Below are 24,719 nucleotides of genomic sequence, written 5' to 3'. Positions count from 1 at the left end.
TAAGGACTGTATCGTCAGTCTAGGTACGGGCTTTAGATTTTGAGAAAAGTCTGATGGACTGTTTGGAAGCATTAGAAAAGAAGTCCAATCAACTGGTTATCAAAATCACCTGCAAGCGTTGCTCAGGCGACTCTTCGAGCTGCCCCACGCGGCGCTGAAGCCCTATCCCAATGCAGTTGGCGAGTACCTTTTCGACAATGATGCCATATGGCCACCATTCGACATAAAAGTCGACCCTTCATGCCATAAATAGGGAAAACAACCGACCGGGCATTGCACCCGGCCGGTGTCGTCAGCGACGGCGCGCAGAGCTCACGCCGCCCAGGGCGGTCAAGGCTGCTTGCGGAACACGAACACCAGCCCGACGATGATCAGGCCCATGCCCAACAGGCTCAGCAGCCCCAGGCGGTTGCCGAAGAACAGGTAGTCCATCAGCGCGGTCACCGCGGGCACCAGGTAGAACAGGCTGGTGACATTCACCAGGTTGCCCTGGGCAATCAGCCGATACAGCAACAGCGTGGCCAGCACCGACACCACCAGCCCCATCCACAGCAGTGGAATCACGAAACCTGCACTGTGCTCGAAGTGAAACGGCTGGAACGGCACGAACAGCGCGCACAGCAGCAGCCCTGCCAGGTACTGCACCGGCAGCGTGCCCAGGGGATTGTCGGTGATGCGTTTCTGCATGATCGAACCGGCGGTCATGCTGACCAGGGCCAGCAGCCCGCACAGCATGCCGGTGATGGACATCCCCGCCAGGCCGATGCTCTGGTAGACCACCATCACCAGCCCGGCCAGCCCCAGGCTCAGGCCAAACAGCCGGCTCCAGGAGCGCTGGCGCTCCATCAGCACCACCGTGAGGATCGGCTGCACCCCCATGATGGTGGCCATGACCCCGGGGGTCACCTTCAGGTCCAGGGCCAGGATGTAGAAGATCTGGTAGGCCCCCAGCAGCACCAGGCCGGTGGCCACGGCAAAGCCCATGGCCCGGCGCCCACGGGGCAACCTGAGCTTGAGCAGGGGCGCCAGCAGCATCAGGCCGATCAGGGCAATGACGAAGCGCAACAGCAGGAAGGCAAAGGGTGAAGCGTGGGCCAGGCCCCATTTGGAGAAGATGGCGCCACTGCTCCAGAGCAGGACGAACAGGCTCGTGGAAGCGGCCGCGAGCGCGGACTTTTTTGAAATGAGCAACATGAAAACCACCTGTAATCAGGCAAGAAGCCAATTCAGCCGAGGCTGAAGTTCAGTAGTGTTTTTTTCAGGCGGGCGCAGGGAACAGCAGCGGTTGCTGATCAGCCCGAGAAGCCAACGCCCGGCGGTGATACGACTGCGTACACCGGCGTGCTACTGACAGGTGGGGGGTAATGACCGATCTGCACAGGCTGCTGATTCCCGCACGGCACGACGCCAGCGTTGACCGCTGAAACCACTACCGCGTTGAGAAGGGAAAAGGCCATGTACTGATGGTTCTCGAGAGAGGAAAAACCTGAGTCGCTGGACTCATCGGACGCCGAATATAACCAGCGCCCGATATTCATTGCAAGATTTATCCGAACAGCCACTTCCACAGAACTACCAGCACCACCACTGCCAGCACCGGGCGCAGGATGCGGTACAGCTTGGGATGGCGGCGCTTCCACTGCTTGACCACGCCACTGAAGCTGTCGCTGAAGCGCTTGCTCCAGGCGTAGGCCTGGTTGATCCCGCCGACACGCTCGTCGTCCAGGTTCTGCGGCGCGGTGGCGCGGCCCAGTTGGGCGCTGACCCAACGGTTGATGCGGGTCATCAGGCGGCTGCTCAGCGGACGCTCGATGTCGCAGAACAGGATCACCCGGGTGATCTCGGTTTCGTTCTTCACCCAATGCACGTAGGTCTCGTCGAACATCACGTCTTCACCGTCGCGCCAGGCGTACTCCTGGCCATCGACGAAGATCCGGCAGGCGTCGGAGTTGGGGGTCGACAGGCCCAGGTGATAACGCAGCGAACCGGCGAAGGGATCGCGGTGCGGGTTGAGGTGGCTGCCACCGGGCAACAGCGCGAACATCGCGCCCTTGACGTTGGGGATCGCGCTCACCAGCTCGACGGTCTTCGGGCACAGGGCCTCGGCCGAGGGCAGCGGCTTGTCGTACCACTTGAGGTAGAAGCGCTTCCAGCCCTTCTTGAAGAACGAGCCGAAGCCGGCATCGTTGTTCTTCTCGGCGGCGCGGATGTAACCCTCGTCGAACAGGTGCATGGCCTCTTCGCGGATCACTTCCCAGTTGTCCCGCAGGATGTCCAGCTCGGGAAACTTGCTGCGGTCCAGGTACGGCTTGGAAGGCACCCCGGAGAACAGGTACATCAGGGCGTTATAGGGGGCGAACAGCGCCGAATGGTTGACGAACTGGCGCAGTACCGGCAGACGCGCCTTGCCGCGCAGGTGCACGTAGAGAATGCTGCCGACGAACAGCGACAACACCGCGACCTTGGCGGTAAAGGAAAAGCTCATGCAACGACTCCTTGGAAATAGGCACCTGTAGGGGGAGCGTTCACCCGACCTGGCAGCCGGCAATGATAAACACTCCTGGGCCCTGGAAAAACCCGCACAACCCAACATTCAGCGTTAACGGTTATGCAACAAAGGCGTTAAGTAGCATAAGCAGCCAGGCCCTGGCCTGATATGGGTCAGCATTCGCCGGCAAGCCGGCTCCTGCGGGCGAATGCCTGATCCGTGCTTACTGCTGGTTTTCCTGCTCGGTGAACAGGTCGCTGAAAAGCATGCTCGACAGGTAGCGCTCACCGGAGTCCGGCAGGATCACCACGATGGTCTTGCCCTGCATTTCCGGGGTTTCCGCCAGGCGTACCGCCACCGCCATCGCCGCGCCGCAGGAGATGCCGCAGAGGATGCCCTCTTCCTGCATCAGCCGCAGGGCCATGGCCTTGGACTCTTCATCGGTCACCAGCTCCACCCGGTCGACCATCGCCAGGTCCAGGTTCCCGGGCACGAAACCGGCGCCGATGCCCTGGATCTTGTGGGGGCTGGGCTTGATCTCTTCACCGGCGAGTTTCTGGGTGATCACCGGAGAAGTCGCCGGCTCCACCGCCACCGAGAGAATCGGCTTGCCCTGGGTCTTCTTGATGTAGCGCGACACACCGCTGATGGTGCCCCCTGTGCCAACCCCGGCCACCAGCACGTCCACAGCGCCGTCGGTATCGTTCCAGATTTCCGGACCGGTGGTCTTTTCGTGGATCGCCGGGTTGGCCGGGTTATCGAACTGCTGCGGCATGAAGTACCTGGCCGGGTCGCTGGCAACGATTTCCGCCGCCTTTTCGATCGCCCCCTTCATGCCCTTGGCCGGCTCGGTGAGCACCAGCTCGGCGCCCAGGGCCTTGAGCACCTTGCGCCGCTCGATGCTCATGGACGCCGGCATGGTCAGCATCAGCTTGTAGCCACGGGCGGCGGCGACGAAGGCCAGGCCGATCCCGGTGTTGCCCGACGTGGGCTCGACGATGGTCATGCCCGGCTTGAGCTTGCCGCTGCTTTCGGCGTCCCAGATCATGTTCGCGCCGATCCGGCACTTCACCGAATAGCCCGGGTTGCGCCCTTCGATCTTGGCCAGGATGGTCACCCCGCGCGGGGCGATGCGGTTGATCTGCACCAAGGGCGTATTGCCGATGGAATGGGCGTTATCAGCAAAAATTCGGCTCATGGCTGGGTCCTTATGCAGCAGTGAAGAAGTCCCCAAGGGTATGCCTGGCGCCCTTGAGCGTCCAGTCGCGCAACACCCGGGCCAGCCGGGCCAGTCGTGCCTATGCAAGAGACACATCAGCGACGCCGAGTTCATGGCCCGGCTCCTGCGTTCCCCGAACCTGCGCCCCAGGCCACCCCGGGAACATTGACTCGAACGTCTGCCAACGGACGCAGTCAATGCCTGTATACGGCTGGAGGCTGCTGATCATGAAAGCTCGTTACCGTTGGCCCCTGTGGGTCCTGGCAAGCCTGGTGGTGCTGCTGGTGGCCCTGCATATCGCCCTGCCCTACCTGGTGCGCGACTACTTGAACGACAAGCTGGCGGACATGGGCGACTACCGCGGACGCATCAGCGACATCGACCTGGCCCTGTGGCGCGGCGCCTACCGCATCAATGGCCTGGAGATCGTCAAGGTCAGCGGCAAGGTGCCGGTGCCCTTCGTCAAGGCGCCGCTGATCGACCTCTCGGTGAGCTGGCATTCGCTGTGGTACGACCACGCGGTAGTGGCCAAGGTGCAGTTCATCCAGCCGGAGCTGAACTTCGTCGACGGCGGGGCCGACAAGCAGGCATCGCAGACCGGTGAGGGCACCGACTGGCGAGCCCAACTGGGCAAGCTGCTGCCCATCACCCTCGACGAAGTGCGGATCGATGACGGCAAGATCCACTTTCGCAACTTCAGCTCCAAGCCGCCGGTGAACATCGGCGCGACCCAGGTCAACGCCAGCTTCTACAACCTGACCAACGTGGTGGACACCCAGGGCAAGCGCGATGCGCGCTTCGACGGCAAGGCCCTGCTCCAGGGCCAGGCGCCCATGGAAAGCACCGCCACCTTCGACCCCTTGAGCAACTTCGAGAACTTCGAGTTCCGCCTGCGGGCCCGGGATATCGAGCTCAAGCGCTTCAACGACTTCGCCTCGGCCTACGGCAAGTTCGACTTCAATGCCGGGCACGGTGACGTGGTGATCGAAGCCCAGGCCGAGAAGGGCCAGTTGCACGGCTATATCAAGCCGCTGTTGCGGGACGTGGAAGTCTTCAACTGGCAGCAGGACGTGGAGAACCGCAACAAGAGCATTTTCCGCTCGGTGTGGGAGGCCCTGGTGGGCGCCGGGGAAAACCTCCTGAAGAACCAGCGCAAGAACCAGTTCGCCACCCGGGTCGAACTCAGCGGCAGTGTGCACCAGCAAGATATCAGCGCATTCCAGGCGTTTTTGCAGATCTTGCGCAACGGTTTCATCCAGGCCTTCAATGCCCGTTACGAACAACCCAAGCCCTCGCCTGACTGAGTCACCCCGTGACGCTCCATTCAGAGACTGAATGGGGCGTCCACGTTCACAGTCGACCGGGCAGCGCGTTATAGTCGCGCCATCACTCTCCATTCAATCGACCTGCCCCGGGCAGCTCGCCGTCACCGTTCGAGGAATTGCAGATGAAGTTCGAAGGCACCAGCGCATACGTCGCCACCGATGACCTGAAGCTGGCAGTCAACGCCGCCATCACCCTGGAGCGTCCGCTGCTGGTCAAGGGCGAACCCGGCACCGGCAAGACCATGCTTGCCGAGCAACTGGCCGAATCCTTCGGCGCCAAGCTGATCACCTGGCACATCAAGTCCACCACCAAGGCCCACCAGGGCCTGTACGAGTACGACGCGGTCAGCCGCCTGCGCGATTCGCAACTGGGCGTGGACAAGGTGCACGACATCCGCAACTACCTGAAGAAGGGCAAGCTGTGGGAAGCCTTCGAATCCGAGGAGCGGGTGATCCTGCTGATCGACGAGATCGACAAGGCCGACATCGAGTTCCCCAACGACCTGCTGCAGGAACTCGACAAGATGGAGTTCTACGTCTACGAGATCGACGAGACCATCAAGGCCAAGCAGCGGCCGATCATCATCATTACCTCCAACAACGAGAAAGAGCTGCCGGACGCCTTCCTGCGTCGCTGCTTCTTCCACTACATCGCCTTCCCCGACCGCACCACCCTGCAGAAGATCGTCGATGTGCACTACCCGGACATCAAGAAGGACCTGGTCAGCGAAGCCCTGGACGTGTTCTTCGATGTGCGCAAAGTGCCGGGCCTGAAGAAGAAGCCCTCGACCTCGGAACTGGTGGACTGGCTCAAGCTGCTGATGGCGGACAACATCGGCGAAGCGGTGCTGCGCGAGCGCGATCCGACCAAGGCCATCCCGCCCCTGGCCGGCGCCCTGGTGAAGAACGAGCAGGATGTGCAATTGCTCGAACGCCTGGCGTTCATGAGCCGTCGCGGTAGTCGTTAAGAGGCTGATGCCATGCTGCTCAACCTGTTCAATGAAATGCGCGCGGCCAAGGTGCCGGTGTCGGTGCGCGAGCTGCTGGACCTGATCAACGCGCTCAAGCAGCGCGTGACCTTCGCCGACATGGACGAGTTCTACTACCTCGCCCGGGCGATCCTGGTGAAGGACGAACGGCATTTCGACAAGTTCGACCGGGCCTTCGGCGCCTACTTCAACGGCCTGGAAAAACTCGACGACCACCTGCAGGCGCTGATCCCCGAGGATTGGCTGCGCAAGGAGTTCGAGCGCTCGCTGACGGATGAAGAGCGGGCGCAGATCCAGTCCCTGGGCGGCCTGGACAAACTCATCGAAGAGTTCAAGAAACGCCTGGAAGAACAGAAGGAACGCCATGCCGGCGGCAACAAGTGGATCGGCACCGGCGGCACCAGCCCGTTCGGCTCCGGTGGCTTCAACCCGGAAGGCATCCGCGTCGGCGATGCCGGCAAGCGCCAGGGCAAGGCGGTGAAAGTCTGGGACCAGCGCGAGTACAAGAACCTCGACGACTCGGTGGAACTGGGCACCCGCAACATCAAGGTGGCCCTGCGCCGGCTGCGCAAGTTCGCGCGCCAGGGTGCGGCGGAGGAGCTGGACATCGACGGCACCATCGACCACACCGCCCGGGATGCCGGGCTGCTGAACATCCAGATGCGCCCGGAACGGCGCAACAGCATCAAGTTGCTGTTGCTGTTCGACATCGGCGGTTCCATGGATGCCCACGTGAAGATCTGTGAGGAACTGTTCTCGGCCTGCAAGACCGAGTTCAAGCACCTGGAGTACTACTACTTCCACAACTTCATCTATGAGTCGGTGTGGAAGAACAACATGCGCCGCGGCTCCGAGCGCACCTCGACCCAGGACCTGCTGCACAAGTACGGCGCCGACTACAAAGTGATCTTCGTCGGCGATGCCGCCATGGCGCCCTATGAAATCACCCAGGCCGGCGGCAGCGTGGAGCACTGGAACGAAGAAGCCGGCTACGTGTGGATGCAGCGCTTCATGGAGAAGTACAAGAAGCTCATCTGGATCAACCCCTATCCCAAGGACACCTGGGGCTATACCGCTTCGACCAATATCGTTCGCGAGTTGATCGAAGACCAGATGTACCCCCTGACCCTGCGTGGCCTGGAAGAAGGCATGCGCTTCCTGTCCAAATAAACCCGTTCGCCAGCAAGCTGGCTCCTACAGGGCGATGTAGGAGCCGGCTTGCCGGCGAAGCTTTCAGCCCCTCACCCGAACCGGCGCAGGAACGCCACCTGCTGCCGATGCGCCGTTTCCTGCACCACCGGCGCCAGGCGCACTTCGCTGCCCGGCAGGCACTGCGCCAACCGCGCCAGTGATAGCGGCGTCAACGCTCCCAATCGCGGATAGCCGCCAATGGTCTGCCGGTCATTGAGCAGGACGATCGGCTGGCCGTCCGGCGGCACCTGGATCGCCCCCAGGGGAATGCCCTCGGAAATCATCGGCCGGCCTTGGTACTGCAATGGCGGCCCGAGCAAGCGCGCGCCCATGCGGTCGGCCCGGCTGTCCAGGCTCCAACTGCTATTGAAGGCATCGAACAGGCTCAAACCGCTGAACTGGCCGATCTGCGCCCCCAGGATCACCTCCAGCGGTGCAGCGGATTGCCAATCCGGCAGTTGCTCCGCCGACAGGCTCTTGAGCGCACCGCCAGCTCCCGAATAACTCAACACCCCACCCTCGCTCAGGGCGCGGCCATAACCATCGGGGCCACCCAGGGCTTCACGCAACACACTGGCGCAACTGCCCAACACCTTGGGCGCGTCGAAACCGCCAGGGGCGGCCAGATAGGCCCGGGCCCCAGAAAATGGCTGGGTGAATCGCAGCCGCTGGCCCTTTTGCAGGATGAAACTGCGCCCCGGGGTCAAAGGCCGCTCATCCACATAGGCCCCAAGATCAGCCCCGGCCAAAGCCAGCAGGCAATAGTCCTCGGCCTGCAGGGTGAAACCGCCCAGGGTGATTTCCACCACCGGCGCATCCAGGGCATTGCCCAGCAGCCAGTTGGCCCAGGACATCGACACCCAGTCCAGCGCCCCGCCCTGGGTCACGCCCAGGTGGCGCACGCCAAAGCGCCCGGCATCCTGCAGCAGGCACAGCGGGGTGCTGGCCTCGATCGTCAGTCGGCTCATGCCGGCACCTCCAGTGGCGTGTCATCGCCCCCCAGGCGCAGGAACTCGGCCCGCTCCACTGGGGCAAAGCGCACCCGGTCCCCCGGTTGCATCAGGCTGTAGCCGTCGCGCTCGCGGTCGAACAACCGGCTCGGGGTGCGGCCGATCAGGTTCCAGCCCCCGGGTGATACCACCGGGTAAGCCGCGGTCTGCCGTTCGGCGATCCCCACACTGCCCGCCGCCACCCGCTTGCGCGGGGTGTTCAGCCGCGGCGCCGCGAGCGCCTCCTCCACCAGCCCCATGAAGGCAAACCCGGGAGCGAAGCCCAGGGCAAACACTTGATACTCACGCTGGCTGTGACGCTCGATCACCTCGGCCACCGACAGCCCGCTGCGCCGGGACAACAGCACCAGTTCCGGCCCGACACTGAGGTCGTACCACACCGGCAGCACGTGCTCGCGCCCGGCCTGGGTGGTGCCGGGCGTCAGGTCGGTCAAGGCGACCTCGATCCGCTGCCGGGCCTCGGACGGGCTCAGGGCCAGCAAATCGTAATGCACCATCAGCGTGGTATAGGACGGCACCAGATCGACCAGAGACTCGCCGAAGGCCCGCCGCAGCCCTTCGGCGGCGGCCAGCATCCAGGGCATGTTGTCCTCGGCGATCACCTCGAACAGCCGCACCATCAGGCAGTCGATGGCAACTACTTCAACCTGTGGCTTCATAGGCCGGACTGCTGGTTCAGGGCCTCGCGAATGCGCTGCACCGCCGCCACCGAACTGGCGTTGTCGCCATGCACGCACAGTGTGTTGGCGTGCAGCAGCAAGGCGCTGCCGTCGCTGGCGGCCAGGGGCTCGCCGCGGGCGATGGTCAGGGCCTGCTGGAGGATGGTTTGCGCGTCATGGTGCACCGCCCCCGGCAACTGCCGCGACACCAGATGCCCGGCGTTGTCGTAGGCGCGGTCGGCAAAGGCTTCGAACCACAGGGTCACGCCGTACTCATCGCCCAGGGCCTGGGCCGCGCTGTTGTCGCGGGTGGCCATGAGCATCAGCGGCAGTTGCGGGTCGTAGGCTGCTACGGCCTGGATCACCGCCCGCAGTTGCGCAGGCTTGGCCATCATGTCGTTGTACATCGCGCCATGGGGTTTGACGTACTCGACCCGGCCACCCTGGGCCCGGCAGATGCCGTCCAGTGCTCCGACCTGGTAGTGCAGCAGGTCCTGGATCTCCTCGGGCGAGTAGCTCATGGAGCGGCGGCCGAAGCCGGCCAGGTCCTGGTAGGCCGGGTGCGCACCGATGCGCACGCCATTGGCCAGGGCCAGGGCCACGGTCTTGCGCATGATGCCCGGGTCGCCGGCATGGAAGCCGCAGGCGATGTTGGCGCAGTCGATAAAGGGCATGACTTCGGCATCCAGGCCCAGGGTCCAGTTGCCAAAGCTTTCGCCGATGTCGCAATTCAATAACAGGCGGCTCATGGTCAGTGTTCCTGTGTTTTTTATAAGGGGTCCGCTGCGGGGCAGCGCTGGCAATGCCCCGCAGATTATCAGTTAGCGTGCCTCAAGTTCCTTGCCGCGGGTTTCCGGCAGGCTCAAGGCTGCCAGCACCACCACGCCGTAGGACACCGCGGCAAAGGTGCCGATGGCCACGCCCAGTGGCACATGCTGGCTGAGCAGGCCGATCAGCAGGGGGAACAGCGCCGCCAGCGCCCGGCCGCTGTTGTAGCAGAATCCCTGGCCGGAACCGCGGATGCGGGTGGGGAACAGTTCGGTGAGGAACGCTCCCATGCCGCTGAAGATGCCCGAGGCGAAAAAGCCCAGGGGAAAGCCCAGCCAGAGCATCACCGCGTTGCTCACCGGCATTTGCGTATAGAGCAGGACGATGGTGAAAGAGCCGGCGGCGAACAGTACGAAATTCTTCTTGCGCCCGAGAATATCGGTCAGGTAGGCGCTGATCACATAGCCCATGTAGGAGCCGAAGATCACCATGGCCAGGTAGCCGCCGGTGCTCAGCACGCTCAGGCCACGCTCGGTCTTGAGGAAGGTCGGCAGCCAGAAAGTGATGGCGTAGTAGCCGCCCTGGGCCCCCGCCGCCAACAGCGATGCGCGCAGGGTGGTGCTGAGGATCCCCGGGGCGAAGATCTCGTAGAACCGGGCCGGGTTGCTGGGCTCTTCCCGGGCCCGGGTTTGGCGATAGACCTCAGGGTCCTTGACCAGGCGGCGGACGAAAATCACGAAGATCGCCGGCAGGATGCCCAGCAGGAACAGCCCGCGCCAGGCGTCTTCCGGCGGCAGCAGGGAGAACAGCAGCGCATATAGCAACGCCGTTATGCCCCAGCCCAGGGCCCAGCCGGACTGCACCATGCCCACCGCTTTGCCACGGTTCTTGGCACGGATCACCTCGCCGATCAGTACCGCCCCGGCGGTCCACTCGCCACCGAAGCCGAAGCCCATCAGGGTCCGGGCGATCAGCAACTGCTCGTAGTTCTGCGCCAGGCCACACAAAAAGGTAAAGAATGCGAACCACAGGACCGTGAGTTGCAACGTGCGTACCCGGCCAATGCGGTCGGAGAGGATCCCGGCGATCCAGCCACCCAGGGCGGAGGCCAGCAAGGTACTGGTATGGATCAGCCCGGCTTCGGCGGAGGTGATGCCCCACAGTGCGATCAGGGTCGGGATCACGAAACTGAGCATCTGCGTGTCCATGCCATCCAGGCCATAACCGAGCTTGCAGCTCCAGAATGTCCGGCGCTCCTGCTGGTTGATGTCCCGGTACCAGTCAAACGGGCCGGCGCGGCGCGGGGCCTTGGCGGCCAGTGTTTCGGGCGCACTCATGGCGATCTCCAGGGTAATTTATTGGTGTTGTTCTGGGCCCCGACGACGCATATCGTGGGTTGGCGCATTCTTCGGCTCGAGCGCCAACTGCGTCCAACTAATAAAAACTGCCCTTATGCATAAGAAAAGTTGATCCCATGAACCTCAAGTTCCTCGAAACCTTCGTCTGGGTCGCGCGGCTGAAGAGCTTCAGCCACACCGCGGAAAAACTCTTTACCACCCAGGCGGCGATCTCCAGCCGCATCGCGGTGCTGGAGGGCGAGCTGGGCGTGAAGCTGTTCCTGCGCGACTCCCGGGGCGTCAGCCTGACCCCGGAAGGCGTCAAGGTGCTGGAGCACGCCGAGCAGATGCTCGACACCCTGCAGGTGCTGAAACAGTCCATCCAAGCGCCGTCGAGCAAGGTCGGGCGGGTTCGCATCGGGGTCATGGATACGGTGATCCACACCTGGCTCAGCCCCCTGGTGGCGGAGATGATGGACCACTACCCGCAGGTGGAAATCGAGCTGGTGGCCGACACGTCGCTGAACCTGTGCGAACAGTTGCAAAAGGGCTTTCTGGACCTGGTGCTGCAAACCGACCTGCTGCGCCAGGAAAGCATCCGCAGCCTGGAACTGGCCAGCTATCCCATGGGCTGGATCGCCGCCAGCAACTCGATCTACAACCGCGACTACGCCAACGTCGCCGAGCTGGCCCGGGAACGGATCGTCACCTACTCGAAGAACTCCCTGCCCCACCAGCAGGTGCTGAGCCTGATGCAGGCCAACGGCGTGCTGGCGCCGCGGCTCAACTGCGTCAACTCGGTGTCGGCCATCACCCGCCTGCTGCGGGACGGCTTTGGCATCGGCGCCCTGCCGCCGGTGCTGGTGCGCGAGGAACTGGCCCGGGGCGAACTGACCCTGCTGGCCATCGAACAGCGCCCGCCGAACCTGCAAGTGGTGGTGTCGTGGCGGGTGGGAGTGGAATTGGTGGAGGACATAGTCGAGCTGTGCCAGCGCGTGGTGCAGCGCTATGGGCAGAAGGTCGGCGCGGATTACCTGGTGCTCAGCGAACCCCAGTGAACATCGCCATCGCCCCCCTCGTAGGAGCTGGCTTGCCAGCGAAGGCGATCTTCAGTCAGGCACAAGCCACGCGGCCCCCTTCGCCGGCAAGCCGGCTCCTACAGGGGGTCAGAGGCCTTTGAGGTCGCGCTCTTCAATCGGGCGGCTCTGGCGCAGGCGCTTGCCGCCCAGCACTACCCAGTCGATCAGCCGGTACAGGCATTCCAGGCCGAAGGACAGCAGCAAGGCGCCACTGATACCCCAGATCATGGCTTCCGGGGTCAGCAGGATCTGGTAGCTGTAGCCGTCCCAGGTTTCCTTGCGGATTTCCGGGTCGGGGGCCAGGGCCACTTGCAGCAGGCGGATGTACCAGGGCCCCTGCATCGCCTGGTATTGCTTGTCCAGGGCCAGCTGGCGGCTGAGCAAGCCGCTCAGGCTCTCGGCATCGCTGCGAAACACCGGATCGTCGCTGGCCCGGTAATGGGCCACCAGGGCGTTCATGTCGCCCTTGAAGAACTGCTGCGCGGTGCCCTGGAAGCCCTGCAGGCTGTGCTGCGACTCGATCAGATGCGCCTCGACGCGCTTGGCGTAATCACTGATGAAACCCGGCACTTGCACACCGATCAACAGGCCGGCGGCGAACAGCACCAGCCGCAGATAACTGAGCAACATAGGGATGTCCTTATTCGGTCTGGCCATGGCTGACGCATTCACCGCGCCGCCACAGGCTCCACTGGCCCGGCTGGTAGCGGGTCCAGGTTTCGTTTTCGGTCAAGGGTTCAGTGGCGATCACCGTGACCACGTCGTTGGGCGTGGTTTCGGCCTGGAAGTCGACGATCACATCCACATCCTTCAGCCGCGCCGGGCCGAATGGGGCGCGCCGGGTGATCTGCGCCAGTTTGGTCGAGCAATAGCAGAACAGCCAGTCACCGTCGCTGAGCAGGCCGTTGAACACGCCCTTGCTGCGGTATTCGCTGCAGGCCTGGATCAGGGTCGGCAGCAGTTCCTCGATTTCCACCGGCTCGGGAAAGGCCGCCCGCACCCGGTTCAGCAGGTCACAGAAAGCCGCTTCGCTGTCGGTATCGCCCACCGGGCGGTAGAAGCTGGCCTGGGGCTGGAAATCCGCCAACTGGCCATTGTGCGCAAAGCACCAGTTGCGGCCCCACAGCTCGCGGACAAAAGGATGAGTGTTGGCCAGGCAGACCTTGCCGACGTTGGCCTGGCGGATATGGCCGATCACCACTTCGCTCTTGATCGGGTAACGCTGAACCAGGTTGGCCACTTCCGACTCGCTGCTGGCCGCCGGGTCCTGGAACAGGCGCAGGCCGCGGCCTTCATAGAAAGCGATGCCCCAGCCGTCGCGATGGGGGCCGGTGCGGCCGCCGCGCTGCATCAGCCCGGTAAAGCTGAAGACGATATCGGTCGGTACATTGGCGCTCATGCCCAACAACTCACACATGCTCGGACTCTCGCTTCAATGCCGGGGGCAGCGTTACAAACGCGGTTCGACCCGCGTATTCAGGGGGGTTCCGGCTGCAGGCTGGCGGCCGTAACGGTCATTGCCGGCGCCACCGAAGGGCTGGTCATCCTCCACTTCGGCAGCCTTGGCGGCAGCTTTCGCCGCTTCGTTGCGTTCCCGGCGCTCCCTGGCCGCGCGCTCGATGGGCCAGCGGATCAGCACGAACAGCAGGTAGACGCCAAAGGCGATCATGCCGTACATGAACAGGTCGGATACCGCACGCCAGGCGTTGTTGCCGACCTTGAAGGCTATATCCAGGGCGGTGATGGCCACGGCCGGGGCAAATTTTTCCTTGACCGGGTCGATGATGGTCGGGCTGAACAGCAGCACCGCCACCAGCACTCGCAGCGGCTCGCGCAGCCAGCGCCACATCCAGCGGGTCAGGCGCATCCACACCAGCAGGCAGCCCAAGGCGGCGAAGGCATAGAGCCCCCAGGCGATCAGATAGTCGTTCTCGGTCATGGTGTCCATGGCAAGGCAGGCAAAGAGGCGCTTATGATAACGACTTTTGCCGTGTCAGGCTGCACCGCCGTCTGCCCAGCCCTCATTTGTCATCGCCCGAGAGCCACCCATGCCCTTAACCGCCAACGACAGCAGCGCCCCGATTGCCCACAAGGCCGAAGGCGCTGACCCGTATGCCTGGCTGCAGGAACGCGACACCGACGCGGTGCTCGATTACCTGAAGGCTGAAAACAGCTACCTGGACGCCCAGTTGGCGCATCAGGGGCCCCTGCGTGAAACGCTGTTCCAGGAGATCAAGGGGCGGATCCTCGAAACCGACCTGTCCCTGCCCTCGCCCTGGGGCCCGTACCTGTACTACACCCGCACCACCGCCGGCGACGAATACGCCCGCCACTACCGCTGCCCGCGCCCGGCGGACGACAGCCTGACGGTGGACGAAAGCCGCGAGCAACTGCTGCTGGACCCCAACGCCCTGGCCAATGGCGGCTTCTTCTCCCTCGGGGCCTTCAGTATCAGCCCCGACCACCAGCGCCTGGCCTACAGCCTCGACACCACTGGGGAGGAAATCTACACCCTGTTCGTCAAGGAGCTGGCCAGCGACAAAGTCAGCGAGCTGTCCTTCGACAACTGCGACGGCAGCATGACCTGGGCCAACGACAGCCTGACCCTGTTCTTCGGCGAGCTGGACGATACCCACCGCCCGCACAAGCTGTTGCGCTACCGGCTGGATGGCACCGCCGCCGAGGAAGTGTTCCACGAGCCGGACGGACGCTTCTTCCTGCATTGCTACCGTTCCAGCTCCGAACGCCAACTGCTGCTGTCCCTGGGCAGCAAGACCACCGGCGAGACCTGGGCCCTGGACGCCACGCAGCCACAGCTGCCGTTCACTTGCCTGGCGCCGCGGGTCGAAGGCCATGAATACGATGTCGACCACGGCCTGCTGGACGGCCAATGGACCTGGTTCATCCGCAGCAACCGCGACGGCATCAACTTCGCCCTTTACCAGGCAGAAGACAACGGCGCGATCCCCGAGCAGGACGACTGGCAACTGCTGGTGCCGCACAACCCCGAGGTAATGCTCGACGGCGTGACCCTCAACGCCGCAGCCATGACCCTGAGCCTGCGCGAAGGCGGCCTGCCGATCATCGAAGTGCACCCCCGGGACCTGCCGGTGTACCGCGTGCAACTGCCGGATGCGGCCTACAGCCTGCACGTGCAGAACAGCCTGGAGTTTTCCAGCGAGCGCATCCGCCTGCGCTACGAGGCCCTGAACCGCCCGGCCCAGGTGCGCCAGCTGCAACTGGCCGACGGCCAGCAGCAGGTGCTGAAGGAAACCCCGGTACTGGGCCCGTTCGACCCCGAGGCCTACGTCAGCCAGCGCCTCTGGGCCACCGCCGCCGACGGCACCCAAGTGCCCATCAGCCTGGTGGTCAAGCGCGACTGCCTGGGCCAGCCGACGCCGCTGTACCTCTACGGCTACGGTGCCTACGGCGAAAGCCTGGACCCCTGGTTCTCCCACGCCCGCCTGAGCCTGCTCGATCGCGGCGTGGCCTTTGCCATCGCCCACGTGCGCGGCGGCGGCGAGCTGGGTGAGGCCTGGTACCGCGCCGGCAAGCAGGAACACAAGCAGAACACCTTCAGCGACTTCATCGCCTGCGCCGAACACTTGATCGCCCAGGGCCTGACCAGCGCCCAGCAGTTGGCCATCAGTGGCGGCAGCGCCGGCGGCCTGCTGATCGGCGCGGTACTCAACCAGCGCCCCGAGCTGTTCAAGGTCGCCATCGCCGAAGTGCCCTTCGTCGATGTGCTCAACACCATGCTCGACCCGGAACTGCCGCTGACCGTCACCGAATACGACGAATGGGGCAACCCCGAGGAGCCCGAGGTCTACGCACGGATCAAGGCCTACGCGCCCTACGAGAACGTGCGCGCCCAGGCCTACCCTGCGCTCCTGGTGATCGCTGGCTACAACGACAGCCGCGTGCAGTACTGGGAAGCGGCCAAATGGGTGGCCAGGTTGCGGGCCACCAGGACCGACGGCAACCCGCTGCTGCTCAAGACCGAGCTGGGGGCCGGCCATGGCGGCATGAGCGGGCGTTACCAGGGATTACGTGACGTAGCCCTCGAATACGCCTTTATCCTGAACATTCTGGGCCTGACCTGAGGAACTCCCGGCGGCGTACCTGTCTTAACCCAGAACGCCGCCGGCAACCGCCGGACCGGGCCTGCGCCCGTGTAACAGACACAAGAAAAAGACCGTGATCCCATGTCCGAACCCACCTTACTGAACAACGAGATCCGCGACTGGCTGATGGACTGCGGCCTGTTCGACCAGTTGTTGCCCGCCGACTTCAACGCTGCGGCCGGCTACTTCAGCATCAGCAGCATCGCCGAGGGCGAAGCGATCTTTCATGAGGGCGATGCCGGCAGCTTCATGTGCATCATCCACAGCGGCCAGGTAGCTGTGCAAAAGCGCAACCACGACGGCCAGCCCCTGACCATCGCGACCCTGCGCAGCGGCCGGGCCTTTGGCGAAATGGCGGTGCTCGATGGCGAGCGACGTTCGGCTACCTGCGTGGCCGCCAGCCATTGCCAGTTGCTCAACCTGGGCAAGGACTCCCTGGAGAAGATGCTCAACGATGCGCCAAAGATCGCCGCCAAGATCATCCGCGCCCTGGCCGTGTCGCTGTCAAAGCGGCTGCGCATGGCCGACGGCCAGTTGCTCGCGCAGCAGATCTGAGCCCCGGGGTACCCTCGCCCACTACATCCATCAACCCTGAACCTTGGGTTTGCTGTCGTTCTGCTCCAGCCCCGGCAGGGTCTGGTCCTTGGGCGGCTTGGGCATGTCGATCGGCGGCAGCAGGGGCGCGCTGCCACTGCTGCCGGCTTTCGGCGTGCTGGGCGGGGTGACTTGCGGATAAGGCGTAGGGGTCGCGGTACCCGGGGTGCCGAGGGTCGGCGCCGGGGTCACCACCGGGGCGCTTTGCGGCTCGTCGGCCAAAGCCGGGCCGGCACCAAGCGCCAGGGCTGCGGTGAGGGCGAGCGCCGCTTGGGCAATCACCGTTAGAATAGTGCGCTTCATCAATGGCTCCATTGCTATTGTCTGGCGTCAGGCTACTCCCAACCGGGGCGTTTTGCCTTCCTCAATGAGATCTCCATGAAACGTTTCGTACTGCTGGACACTACTGCGATTCCTGAAAACGGCGGTGCCTTGTGCCTGTTCGAATACGGTGAGGATTTCGTCATCAAGATCCAGGGCGGCGACGGCGGCCAGTTGATGAACACACGCATGCACGGTTCCGAGGACGCCCTGGCGCAGATCCCTTGCAGCAAGGTCGCCGGGCGCCCGAACTCGCGGGTGCTGATCGGCGGCCTGGGCATGGGCTTCACCCTGGCCGCGGCTCTCAAGCACCTGGGCAAGAGCGCCGAGGTGGTGGTCGCCGAGCTGGTGCCCGGGGTGGTGGAATGGAACCGTGGCCCGCTCGGCGAAAAGTCCGGCCGGCCGCTGCTGGACCCGCGCACGGTGATCCGCCTGGAAGACGTGGCCAAGGTCCTGCAGGCCGAGCCCCAGGGCTTCGACGCGATCATGCTCGACGTCGACAACGGCCCCGAAGGCCTGACCCAGAAAGCCAACAGCTGGCTCTACTCCAGCGCCGGCCTGGCCGCCTGCGCCCGGGCCCTGCGGCCCAAGGGCATTCTTGCGGTGTGGTCGGCCAGCGCCGACCGGCAGTTCTCCGAGCGCCTGCGCAAGGCCGGCTTCAAGGCCGAGGAAGTACAGGTCTTCGCCCATGGCAATCGCGGCACCCGGCACACCATCTGGATTGCCGAGAAGCTCAAGGCCTGAGCTAAACTTTGTCCATTACCGTCATTAGTCCTTCTACAAAGGTGAACCCATGAGTTCGTCCACTCCCCCGTCCAACACCGCCAAGCTGGACCGTATCCTTGCCGACGCCCAGCGCGACCGGGAAATGGGCTACCGCGACAAGGCACTGAAAATGTACCCCCATGTCTGCGGCCGCTGCGCCCGGGAGTTCTCCGGCAAGCGCCTGAGCGAGTTGACCGTGCACCACCGCGATCACAACCACGACAACAACCCCCAGGACGGTTCCAACTGGGAACTCTTGTGCCTGTACTGCCACGATAACGAGCACTCGCGCTACACCGACCAGCAGTACTTCGGCGAAGGCTCCCTGAGCACCCCGAAAGTCGCCAAGGCGACCCACAACCCGTTCGCCGCCCTGGCCGGGTTGATGAAGAAAGACCCGGAGTAAGCACCAGCCGCCGGGCATATTGTGGCGAGCGAGCGTGCTCCCGTTCGGCGGCAAGGCAGCCGTAAACCCTGTGTCCCCGGCCGGCCCGCTACACTGCATTGGCCGGCGTCGGGAGCAAGCTCCCTCGCCACAACAAACCACCGAGCCGTGGGCAATCCCCGTATAATCGCGCTCTTTTCCCCCAAGGCGCTTTGTTCGTGGCAAACAAAAGGTACAGTTGCATCGGTTTGTATAACCCCAAGTCACCGGAGAACGTCGGTTCGGTGATGCGCGCCGCCGGCTGCTATGGCGTCGCCTCGGTGTTCTACACCGGCAAGCGCTATGAGCGGGCCCGCGACTTCGTCACCGACACCAAGAAGGTCCACCAGGACATTCCGCTGATCGGCATCGACGACCTGAAGAAAATCCTCCCCCTGGGCTGCATACCGGTGGCCGTGGAACTGGTCGAGGGTGCCCGCCCACTGCCCGAATACACCCACCCGGATCGCGCCCTGTACATCTTCGGCCCGGAAGACGGCTCCCTCGACAAGGAGATCCGCGACTGGTGCGAGGACGTGGTGTACATCCCCACCACCGGTTGCATGAACCTGGCAGCGACAGTCAACGTGGTGCTCTACGATCGCCTGGCCAAGGGCAACAACACCCGCTCCGGTCCCAAGTTCTGAGCACACGCCGGTCATTGTCCGGGAACCTGTGACGCCTTCGTGCAGTCAGCCTTGTATCCCTTACCGCCCTTGGAGACAGATCATGAGCGAGCGCAAACAGCTGCAAACCATCGAATCGACCCCGTTCCAGAGCCAGCCTACCCAGAATGTCCAGGGCTGGGAGCGCATCGGCTCGCTGGCCGGCGGCGTGGTGATGATGGGCAAGGGCCTGCGCCGTGGCGGCGTATTCGGCCTGATCCAGGTAGCCATCGGCGGCGTGGCCCTGGCCCGGGGCATCACCGGGCACAGCTCGGCGAAAAGCCTGCTGGAGAAAAGCCGCCAGGACATGAACAACGTGCGCAACAAGATCGAACGCGCTGCAGAAGAGCTGCGCAACCTGAAAGCCGATGCCGAAGCCGCCGGCCGCAACGCCAAGGCCGCCAGCAATGATGAAGTGAAGGTGCCCAAGGCCTGAAGCCGGGGCGTCCTCATGGACGCCTGGGGCCAACCGCGCCGGGTCAGCGCAGCAGGCTGGTGTCGAGGACCCTGGAGGACTCGCCCAGCACGCTTTCACTGAGCTGGATGAATTCGGCGGTGCTGACGCGTTCCAGGCGCATCGCCGCTTGCAGGACATCGTCCAGGGAGCGCTTGTTGCGGGTCTTGAGGCGAATCTCCCGATCCAGCTCCTGCAATAGCAACACCGCCTTGGCCACTGTGGCGCTGTCCACCTGTTCGCCGCGCAGGCTGGTGACCTTGTGGCCGTCCCGGGCCAGGCGCTTCTCCAGCACCTGGTAACGTTCATCGCTGATGCCACCGGCACGGCGCAGCAGCTCGATGGCGTAGTACTGCGCCAGCCCTTCACTGATCCAGTCGCTGCGCTGGCTGTCGTTGATCCGTGCCAGAGATTGCACCAGCTCCCGCAGCAAGGGGCTGGCGCCGCTCTCGCTGACCAGCGGCAGGCGGCTGTGCAGGAACAGTGAATCGCGCCCGGCCAGGCTGCCGCGCCACATCGGATCGGCCGCGCCGACGATCAACAGCTTGCTCGGCTGGCGGGGAAACACCGCCTGCACCTGCGGCCAGACAAAGGTCAGCAGGGTCAGCACATCCATGCGCCGCATGCCCTGGCCCAGTGGCGAAACCACGCTGACGTCGGTTTCCCCCAGGCGCGTGCGGCGGCTGCCCAGGGTGCCGGCGAGCATCCAGCCGGCGGGACGGTCGAACAGCCGCGAGGGGTTGTCGATGCGAAAACGGTGCTTGCCGATCCGCGGCCAGGCGGTCTCGATGCTCTTCCACCCGGCGGGCAGTTCGAAATCCAGGCGCGCCACCAGCTCGATGCCGTCCTGCTGGTCCAGGTGCGCCGGCGGCACCAGGGTTTCACCGCGCATCAGGGCCCAGTTGGCAGTACTGCGGCTGTCATAGCTGCCCTTCTTGATGCTGTGGTTCAGGCGTACCCGGTAGCTCAGGCTGGCCTTGCCGCTGGCCGGGCGCCAGACCCCACGCTGACCGCCGGCACCGGCGGGGGCGGCCTGCCATTGGCCGTCGGCCTTGAAGTCGCTGTAGTCGCCGGTCGAGCCCAGATCGAAATCCAGGCTGCGCAGCGCCGCGCCGTCGGCCAGGGTCAGGCGCACTTCGGCCTGATCGCTCTGGGGCAGGAAGCGCACGTGATAATCCAGATCGACCTTCTTCGCCGCAAACGCCGATGCGCTCAATGCCAGCATCGCAGCGGCCAGCGCCAGCTTCGCCCCCACCCTCATACCCTCTCCTTGCTATTGAAACCTTGAAGCCGGCGCGGCGAACCCTCAGCCTGCGCGGAAAATCAGATGATCCTCCCAATCCTCTTCCGCCACGCTGCCTTCGGCGAGCATGCGGCCGGACTGGGAAATACGTTCGTGGTGCACCGCATCGCGGTCGCCGCACACCAGGTGGTGCCACAGGGGCAGGTCCTTGCCCTCGCTCACCAGGCGGTAGCCGCAGGTGGGGGGCAGCCACTTGAATTCGTCGGCCTTGCCCGGGGTCAGCTGGATGCAGTCGGGCACCGAGTCGCGGCGGTTGGGGTAATCGCTGCACTGGCAGGTCTTGAGGTCCAAAAGCTTGCAGGCGATGCGCGTGTAATAGACGCTGTTGTCGTCCTCGTCTTCAAGCTTTTGCAGGCAGCACAGACCGCAGCCATCGCACAACGACTCCCATTCGTCCTGGTCGAGTTGTTCGAGGGTTTTGCGTATCCAGAAAGGTTCGACTTTGGCGGCCATGGCTCAAGCATCAATATCCGAGGGTGAAAAGGCCGCCAGTCTAGTGCCGAAGAACCGGCGGGCCAAGCGCTGGCGACTGTCGGTAGGCCGGGACTTGTCAGCGGGCCATGGGCACAGTAGCTTTGCCCCTCGGACCGACCCGCGTCCGTGTGCCATTAACGCTTGACCGCGTTGCACCCGGCAAACCGCACGGGGTCAGGAATACCCCTTCGCTCAGCTCATCTGCGCTTGCCGGTTTATTCCACTCATCTCACATGCTGCCAGGAGTTTTTCCATGAGCGCCAACACTCGCGTTGCCGACTACGCCATCCACCCGCAGTTCACCCAGCGCTGGTCGCCCCGGGCCTTCACCGGCGAAAGCATCCCCGAAGAAACCCTGCTGAGCTTCTTCGAAGCCGCACGCTGGGCGCCTTCGGCCTACAACTCGCAGCCCTGGCGCTTCCTCTATGCCCGCCGCGACACGCCGAACTGGGAACGCTTCCTCGGCCTGCTCAACGAATTCAACCGTGGCTGGGCGCAACACGCTTCGGCCCTGGTGATCGTGATTTCCAAGACCACCTTCACCGTGCCCGGCGCCAGCGAGGAAACCCCGGCCCTGTGGCACACCTTCGACACCGGTTCGGCCTGGGGCCACCTGGCCCTGCAAGCCAGCCTCAGTGGCTGGCACACCCACGGCATGGCCGGTTTCGACCAGGAACTGACCCGCAAGGAACTGAAGATCCCCGAAGGCTATGCCGTGCACGCCGCCGTGGCCGTGGGCAAGCTGGGAGACAAGTCGACCCTGGCCGACTACCTCCAGGCCCGGGAAGAGCCAAGCCCGCGTCGCCCCCTGAGCGAAACCGTGGCCGAAGGCGATTTCAGCCTCTAAAGCCGCGATCGCCTCTGTAGGAGCGAGCTTGCTCGCGAAGCCCTGAAGGCTGCCGCGCATGCCTGGCAAGCGCGGCTTTCGCGAGCAAGCTCGCTCCTGCGTTCAGGCACGTTTCAATAGCCCCGGGCGAAATCCACTTCGCCGCGCAGGGCCTGCCCAGCCTGATAAGCCCGCAGGTTGTCGACGAACAACTGCACCATCAATTCCGGCGAGGTCGGCGCCGAACTGTGGCCCGTCAGCAGCAAGCCCCAGGCGGTCCAGAACGGATGCCGTTGCGGCAAGGGCTCCTGGCGGCAGACATCGATCACCGCCCCCGCCAGATGTCCATCCTTGAGGGCCTGCACCAGGTCCGCATCGACCACCGCCACGCCCCGGCCAACATTGATGAACAACCCCGTGGGCTTGAACTGCTTGAACAGCGCCGCGTCGTACAGGTCGTGGGTGCTCGGGGTGTTGGGCAGCAGGTTGACCACGTAGTCCACCTCCCCCACCAGGCGCCCCAGGTCTTGCAGGCCGGCCACTTCGATAAAGGGCGCCTGCTCCCGGGGCTGGCTGGCGATGCCGTACAGCTTCACGCCAAACGGCAGGAGGAACTGCGCCACGCTCTGGCCGATGTCGCCGGTGCCGACGATCAGCACCTTGCGCCCCACCAGGCTCTGGCCCAGGCGGTTGTCCCACTTGCGCTCGACCTGGCTCACCAGGCGCGCCAGCACCTCGCGCTCATGGCCCAGGATGTAGGTCAGCACGTACTCGGCCATCACCTGGCCGAAGATGCCCACGGCCCGGGTCAGGCGGTAGTGCCGCGGCAGGCCGTCGGCCAGCAGCGGGGTAATGCCGGCCCAGGTGGACTGCAGCCACTGGGGCTGGTGCCCCTGGCGCAGCAGGGTGGCCAGCAGGTCCGGCTGCCCCAGCCAGACCGGGCAATCCGCCGCCAACCGTGCCAGCTCGGCGGAGTCGCCACTGGTCAGCACTTCCAGCTCCGGGGCCGCCTGACGCAACAGGCGGGCATAAACAGCGTGATCGTGTTCGGCAATCAGAACGCGCATGGCTCAAACCTTAAAAAACGGTGCAGGCAGCCGCCGACGGAGAATCGCTCCATCGATCAAGGCGGCTGCCAGGTCAGTCAGTTGCACTTACAAGGACGCCCGGGACCGGGCGCCTACAGGTCAGACCGGATCATTGCGACGCAGCAGCTCTTCGGGCAAGTGCTCGATGTACTCGTCTTCTGCCGGTGGCATCTGCAGGTGGTAGCCCTGCTTGTCGAGGTTTTCCAGCACCTGGTGGATGTCCTCGCGGGACAGCTTGCGCTCCGGGCTCAGCACCAGGTCGAAGGCATGTTGCGGCTTGCCGAAGGCCAGCAGCAGGTTTTCCGGCACGCGTTCCAGAGCCTCGCTTTTGAGCACGTAGAGGTACATCTCGTTCTTGCGCGGGCTTTTGTAGATGGAGCAGATACGTTTCAAGGCTGTTCTCCGGCGGTGGCCAGGCTGTCCAGCAGCGCCTGGCCCATCAATTCGCGGCGCCAGCCACGCAACGAATCAGGCAATTGGTAAGGCCCGTTGGGGAAGCCGCTCTTGAGCAGGCTCTCCAGGGTTTTCTTGCGCAGCATCACTTCCGGGGCGATCCCCAGGCGCTCGGCCTGGGCCTGGCCCACGGCCTTGAGGCGCTTGAGCAGGGCCGCGGCTTCGATCGGCAGGGGTTCGGGCACGGCCGGCGGCCATTGATCCGGGCCGACGCTGGCGGTGCGCTTGATCAGGTCGAGGAGGAACTCGCCGTCCTGGCGCACGGTACGCGGGTGCATGTCTTCGATCTTGGCCAGCGCCGACAGGTTGTCCGGCTGGGTCTTGGCCAGGGGCCACAGGGCATGCTCGCGCACGATACGGTTGCGCGGCAGGTTGCGGGCACGGGCCTCGCGCTCGCGCCAGGCACACAGTTCACGCAAGACCGCCAGCTGGGCGCGGGACAGTTTCCAGGCCAGCTTGGCTTCGCGGTAGACCTCGTAGGGGTCCACTTCGCGGCGCAGGTTGGCCACCAGCTCGGCGCCGTCTTCCAGCACCCAGCGGTACTTGTCCTCGGACAACCTGGGCCGCAGTTCGGTGAACACCTGGGCCAGGTGCACGGCGTCTTCGGCGGCGTAGCTGACCTGGGTTTCCGACAGCGGGCGCTGCAGCCAGTCGGAACGGGTCTCGCCCTTGGGCAGGTCGATGCCCAGGACTTCCTGCACCAGGCGCGAATAGCCCATGGAGAAACCCAGGTTCAGGTAGGCGGCCGCCAGTTGCGTGTCGAACAACGGCGCCGGCAGGCTGCCAGTCAGGCGCAGCAGGACTTCAAGGTCCTCGCTGCAGGCGTGCACCACCTTGACCACTGCCGGATTCTCCAGCAGGGCCGCCAGTGGTTGCCAGTTGTCGATGGTCAAAGGGTCAATCAGGTAGGCGCGCTGCCCATCGCCAATCTGCAACAGGGCGGCAATGGGATAGAAAGTGTCGACCCGCATGAATTCGGTGTCGAGGGCGACGAATGGCAACTGCTGCCACTGGGCGCAAAGCTGACCGAGGCTATCGTTGTCGCGAATCCAATGTATATCGATGGCCACACGGCTCTCCCTTGAAGAATGGCGCGCAGTATATATCGCCTCCGGCGATTTCCGAGCATTCACCCGACAAGAGCAAGTGAGAAACCATCTGCC

27 protein-coding genes are annotated in these 24,719 nt (G+C 64.2%); 11 read left to right on the top strand and 16 right to left on the bottom strand.

The window, feature by feature from the left end:
* Window positions 1-330 precede the first annotated feature (330 nt).
* The 3 genes from AC07R1_RS16980 to cysK all read right to left on the bottom strand — a co-directional run bounded on the left by AC07R1_RS16980 (window position 331) and on the right by cysK (window position 3,686).
* Window positions 331-1,194 carry a DMT family transporter gene (locus AC07R1_RS16980; protein ID WP_015634560.1) on the bottom strand — a complete coding sequence of 288 codons (864 nt, stop codon included), beginning with the start codon at window positions 1,192-1,194 and terminating at the stop codon, window positions 331-333.
* 352 nt (window positions 1,195-1,546) lie between these two features.
* Window positions 1,547-2,485 carry an aspartyl/asparaginyl beta-hydroxylase domain-containing protein gene (locus tag AC07R1_RS16975; RefSeq protein WP_011059858.1) on the bottom strand — a complete coding sequence of 313 codons (939 nt, stop codon included), beginning with the start codon at window positions 2,483-2,485 and terminating at the stop codon, window positions 1,547-1,549.
* A 226-nt stretch (window positions 2,486-2,711) separates the two neighbouring features.
* Window positions 2,712-3,686: a cysteine synthase A gene (gene cysK, locus AC07R1_RS16970; RefSeq protein WP_320334678.1), complete on the bottom strand. Its 975-nt coding sequence runs from the start codon at window positions 3,684-3,686 to the stop codon at window positions 2,712-2,714.
* Between the two features lie 248 nt (window positions 3,687-3,934).
* Between cysK and AC07R1_RS16965 the strand changes: the two genes are divergently transcribed.
* The 3 genes from AC07R1_RS16965 (at window position 3,935) to AC07R1_RS16955 (ending at window position 7,191) form a co-directional block, all read left to right on the top strand.
* Window positions 3,935-5,011: a DUF748 domain-containing protein gene (locus AC07R1_RS16965; RefSeq protein ID WP_053156838.1), complete on the top strand. Its 1,077-nt coding sequence runs from the start codon at window positions 3,935-3,937 to the stop codon at window positions 5,009-5,011.
* A 143-nt stretch (window positions 5,012-5,154) separates the two neighbouring features.
* Window positions 5,155-6,000 carry an AAA family ATPase gene (locus tag AC07R1_RS16960; RefSeq protein WP_011059855.1) on the top strand — a complete coding sequence of 282 codons (846 nt, stop codon included), beginning with the start codon at window positions 5,155-5,157 and terminating at the stop codon, window positions 5,998-6,000.
* A 12-nt stretch (window positions 6,001-6,012) separates the two neighbouring features.
* Window positions 6,013-7,191, top strand: coding sequence for a vWA domain-containing protein (locus AC07R1_RS16955; protein WP_011059854.1), 1,179 nt, complete (start codon window positions 6,013-6,015; stop codon window positions 7,189-7,191).
* A gap of 71 nt (window positions 7,192-7,262) precedes the next feature.
* Here AC07R1_RS16955 and AC07R1_RS16950 read toward each other — a convergent pair whose 3' ends face one another.
* The 4 genes from AC07R1_RS16950 to AC07R1_RS16935 all read right to left on the bottom strand — a co-directional run bounded on the left by AC07R1_RS16950 (window position 7,263) and on the right by AC07R1_RS16935 (window position 10,986).
* Complete coding sequence (locus AC07R1_RS16950) at window positions 7,263-8,180, bottom strand: 5-oxoprolinase subunit C family protein (protein WP_265577987.1); 918 nt, start codon at window positions 8,178-8,180, stop codon at window positions 7,263-7,265.
* Window positions 8,177-8,881: a 5-oxoprolinase subunit PxpB gene (pxpB, locus tag AC07R1_RS16945; protein WP_077933550.1), complete on the bottom strand. Its 705-nt coding sequence runs from the start codon at window positions 8,879-8,881 to the stop codon at window positions 8,177-8,179. Before pxpB ends, AC07R1_RS16950 begins: the two co-directional genes overlap by 4 nt.
* Entirely contained in the window at window positions 8,878-9,630 is a 753-nt protein-coding gene (locus tag AC07R1_RS16940) for a 5-oxoprolinase subunit PxpA (protein WP_011059851.1), read from the bottom strand. Before AC07R1_RS16940 ends, pxpB begins: the two co-directional genes overlap by 4 nt.
* 72 nt (window positions 9,631-9,702) lie before the next feature.
* A complete protein-coding gene (locus tag AC07R1_RS16935) occupies window positions 9,703-10,986 on the bottom strand; it encodes an MFS transporter (RefSeq protein ID WP_495110763.1) in 1,284 nt (427 codons plus the stop codon).
* Window positions 10,987-11,123: 137 nt separating this feature from the next.
* On the opposite strand from AC07R1_RS16935, the gene AC07R1_RS16930 reads away from it, so the two are divergent.
* Entirely contained in the window at window positions 11,124-12,044 is a 921-nt protein-coding gene (locus tag AC07R1_RS16930) for a LysR family transcriptional regulator (RefSeq protein ID WP_053156822.1), read from the top strand.
* 108 nt (window positions 12,045-12,152) lie between these two features.
* On the opposite strand, the gene AC07R1_RS16925 is transcribed toward AC07R1_RS16930, so the two are convergent.
* Genes AC07R1_RS16925 through AC07R1_RS16915 form a run of 3 tightly spaced genes read right to left on the bottom strand, consistent with a single transcriptional unit; the run spans window position 12,153 to window position 14,013 of the window.
* The gene (locus AC07R1_RS16925) at window positions 12,153-12,695 is read right to left on the bottom strand and encodes a DUF2937 family protein (protein ID WP_011059848.1); all 543 of its coding nucleotides are present in this window, start codon (window positions 12,693-12,695) and stop codon (window positions 12,153-12,155) included.
* A 10-nt stretch (window positions 12,696-12,705) separates the two neighbouring features.
* Window positions 12,706-13,482 (bottom strand): class II glutamine amidotransferase, encoded by a 777-nt coding sequence (locus tag AC07R1_RS16920; RefSeq protein ID WP_011059847.1) that lies wholly within the window; start codon window positions 13,480-13,482, stop codon window positions 12,706-12,708.
* A 33-nt stretch (window positions 13,483-13,515) separates the two neighbouring features.
* A complete protein-coding gene (locus AC07R1_RS16915; protein ID WP_011059846.1) occupies window positions 13,516-14,013 on the bottom strand; it encodes a hypothetical protein in 498 nt (165 codons plus the stop codon).
* 100 nt (window positions 14,014-14,113) lie between these two features.
* Between AC07R1_RS16915 and AC07R1_RS16910 the strand changes: the two genes are divergently transcribed.
* The gene (locus tag AC07R1_RS16910) at window positions 14,114-16,168 is read left to right on the top strand and encodes a S9 family peptidase (protein ID WP_495110762.1); all 2,055 of its coding nucleotides are present in this window, start codon (window positions 14,114-14,116) and stop codon (window positions 16,166-16,168) included.
* Window positions 16,169-16,270: 102 nt separating this feature from the next.
* Window positions 16,271-16,744 (top strand): cyclic nucleotide-binding domain-containing protein, encoded by a 474-nt coding sequence (locus tag AC07R1_RS16905; protein ID WP_011059844.1) that lies wholly within the window; start codon window positions 16,271-16,273, stop codon window positions 16,742-16,744.
* 30 nt (window positions 16,745-16,774) lie between these two features.
* Here the strand turns inward: AC07R1_RS16905 and AC07R1_RS16900 are convergent, their stop codons facing one another.
* Window positions 16,775-17,086: a hypothetical protein gene (locus AC07R1_RS16900; RefSeq protein WP_011059843.1), complete on the bottom strand. Its 312-nt coding sequence runs from the start codon at window positions 17,084-17,086 to the stop codon at window positions 16,775-16,777.
* A 75-nt stretch (window positions 17,087-17,161) separates the two neighbouring features.
* On the opposite strand from AC07R1_RS16900, the gene AC07R1_RS16895 reads away from it, so the two are divergent.
* The 4 genes from AC07R1_RS16895 (at window position 17,162) to AC07R1_RS16880 (ending at window position 19,394) form a co-directional block, all read left to right on the top strand.
* Complete coding sequence (locus AC07R1_RS16895; protein ID WP_015634551.1) at window positions 17,162-17,848, top strand: spermidine synthase; 687 nt, start codon at window positions 17,162-17,164, stop codon at window positions 17,846-17,848.
* Between the two features lie 49 nt (window positions 17,849-17,897).
* Entirely contained in the window at window positions 17,898-18,275 is a 378-nt protein-coding gene (locus AC07R1_RS16890; protein ID WP_011059841.1) for a YajD family HNH nuclease, read from the top strand.
* A gap of 197 nt (window positions 18,276-18,472) precedes the next feature.
* Window positions 18,473-18,940, top strand: a complete 468-nt coding sequence (locus AC07R1_RS16885; protein WP_011059840.1) for an RNA methyltransferase — start codon at window positions 18,473-18,475, stop codon at window positions 18,938-18,940.
* An 82-nt stretch (window positions 18,941-19,022) separates the two neighbouring features.
* On the top strand, window positions 19,023-19,394 hold the full coding sequence (locus AC07R1_RS16880; protein ID WP_011059839.1) for a YgaP family membrane protein: 372 nt from the start codon (window positions 19,023-19,025) through the stop codon (window positions 19,392-19,394).
* Window positions 19,395-19,437: 43 nt separating this feature from the next.
* On the opposite strand, the gene AC07R1_RS16875 is transcribed toward AC07R1_RS16880, so the two are convergent.
* Together AC07R1_RS16875 and AC07R1_RS16870 are read right to left on the bottom strand one after the other, a co-directional pair.
* A complete protein-coding gene (locus tag AC07R1_RS16875; protein ID WP_401018528.1) occupies window positions 19,438-20,673 on the bottom strand; it encodes a hypothetical protein in 1,236 nt (411 codons plus the stop codon).
* Between the two features lie 45 nt (window positions 20,674-20,718).
* On the bottom strand, window positions 20,719-21,168 hold the full coding sequence (locus AC07R1_RS16870) for a YcgN family cysteine cluster protein (RefSeq protein ID WP_015634549.1): 450 nt from the start codon (window positions 21,166-21,168) through the stop codon (window positions 20,719-20,721).
* A 274-nt stretch (window positions 21,169-21,442) separates the two neighbouring features.
* On the opposite strand from AC07R1_RS16870, the gene AC07R1_RS16865 reads away from it, so the two are divergent.
* Window positions 21,443-22,036 (top strand): nitroreductase family protein, encoded by a 594-nt coding sequence (locus tag AC07R1_RS16865; RefSeq protein ID WP_011059836.1) that lies wholly within the window; start codon window positions 21,443-21,445, stop codon window positions 22,034-22,036.
* 113 nt (window positions 22,037-22,149) lie between these two features.
* Here the strand turns inward: AC07R1_RS16865 and AC07R1_RS16860 are convergent, their stop codons facing one another.
* The 3 genes from AC07R1_RS16860 to rnd form a co-directional block, all read right to left on the bottom strand.
* Window positions 22,150-23,082, bottom strand: coding sequence for a D-2-hydroxyacid dehydrogenase (locus AC07R1_RS16860; RefSeq protein ID WP_011059835.1), 933 nt, complete (start codon window positions 23,080-23,082; stop codon window positions 22,150-22,152).
* 120 nt (window positions 23,083-23,202) lie between these two features.
* Window positions 23,203-23,496 (bottom strand): YcgL domain-containing protein, encoded by a 294-nt coding sequence (locus AC07R1_RS16855; RefSeq protein ID WP_011059834.1) that lies wholly within the window; start codon window positions 23,494-23,496, stop codon window positions 23,203-23,205.
* Complete coding sequence (gene rnd, locus AC07R1_RS16850; protein ID WP_011059833.1) at window positions 23,493-24,626, bottom strand: ribonuclease D; 1,134 nt, start codon at window positions 24,624-24,626, stop codon at window positions 23,493-23,495. Before rnd ends, AC07R1_RS16855 begins: the two co-directional genes overlap by 4 nt.
* Window positions 24,627-24,719: the final 93 nt, after the last annotated feature.

This window comes from Pseudomonas sp. GW821-FHT07F01 (genome assembly GCF_059418825.1).
Note: the sequence above shows the minus strand (reverse complement) of the source record. Positions and strands in the feature narration are given on the sequence as shown.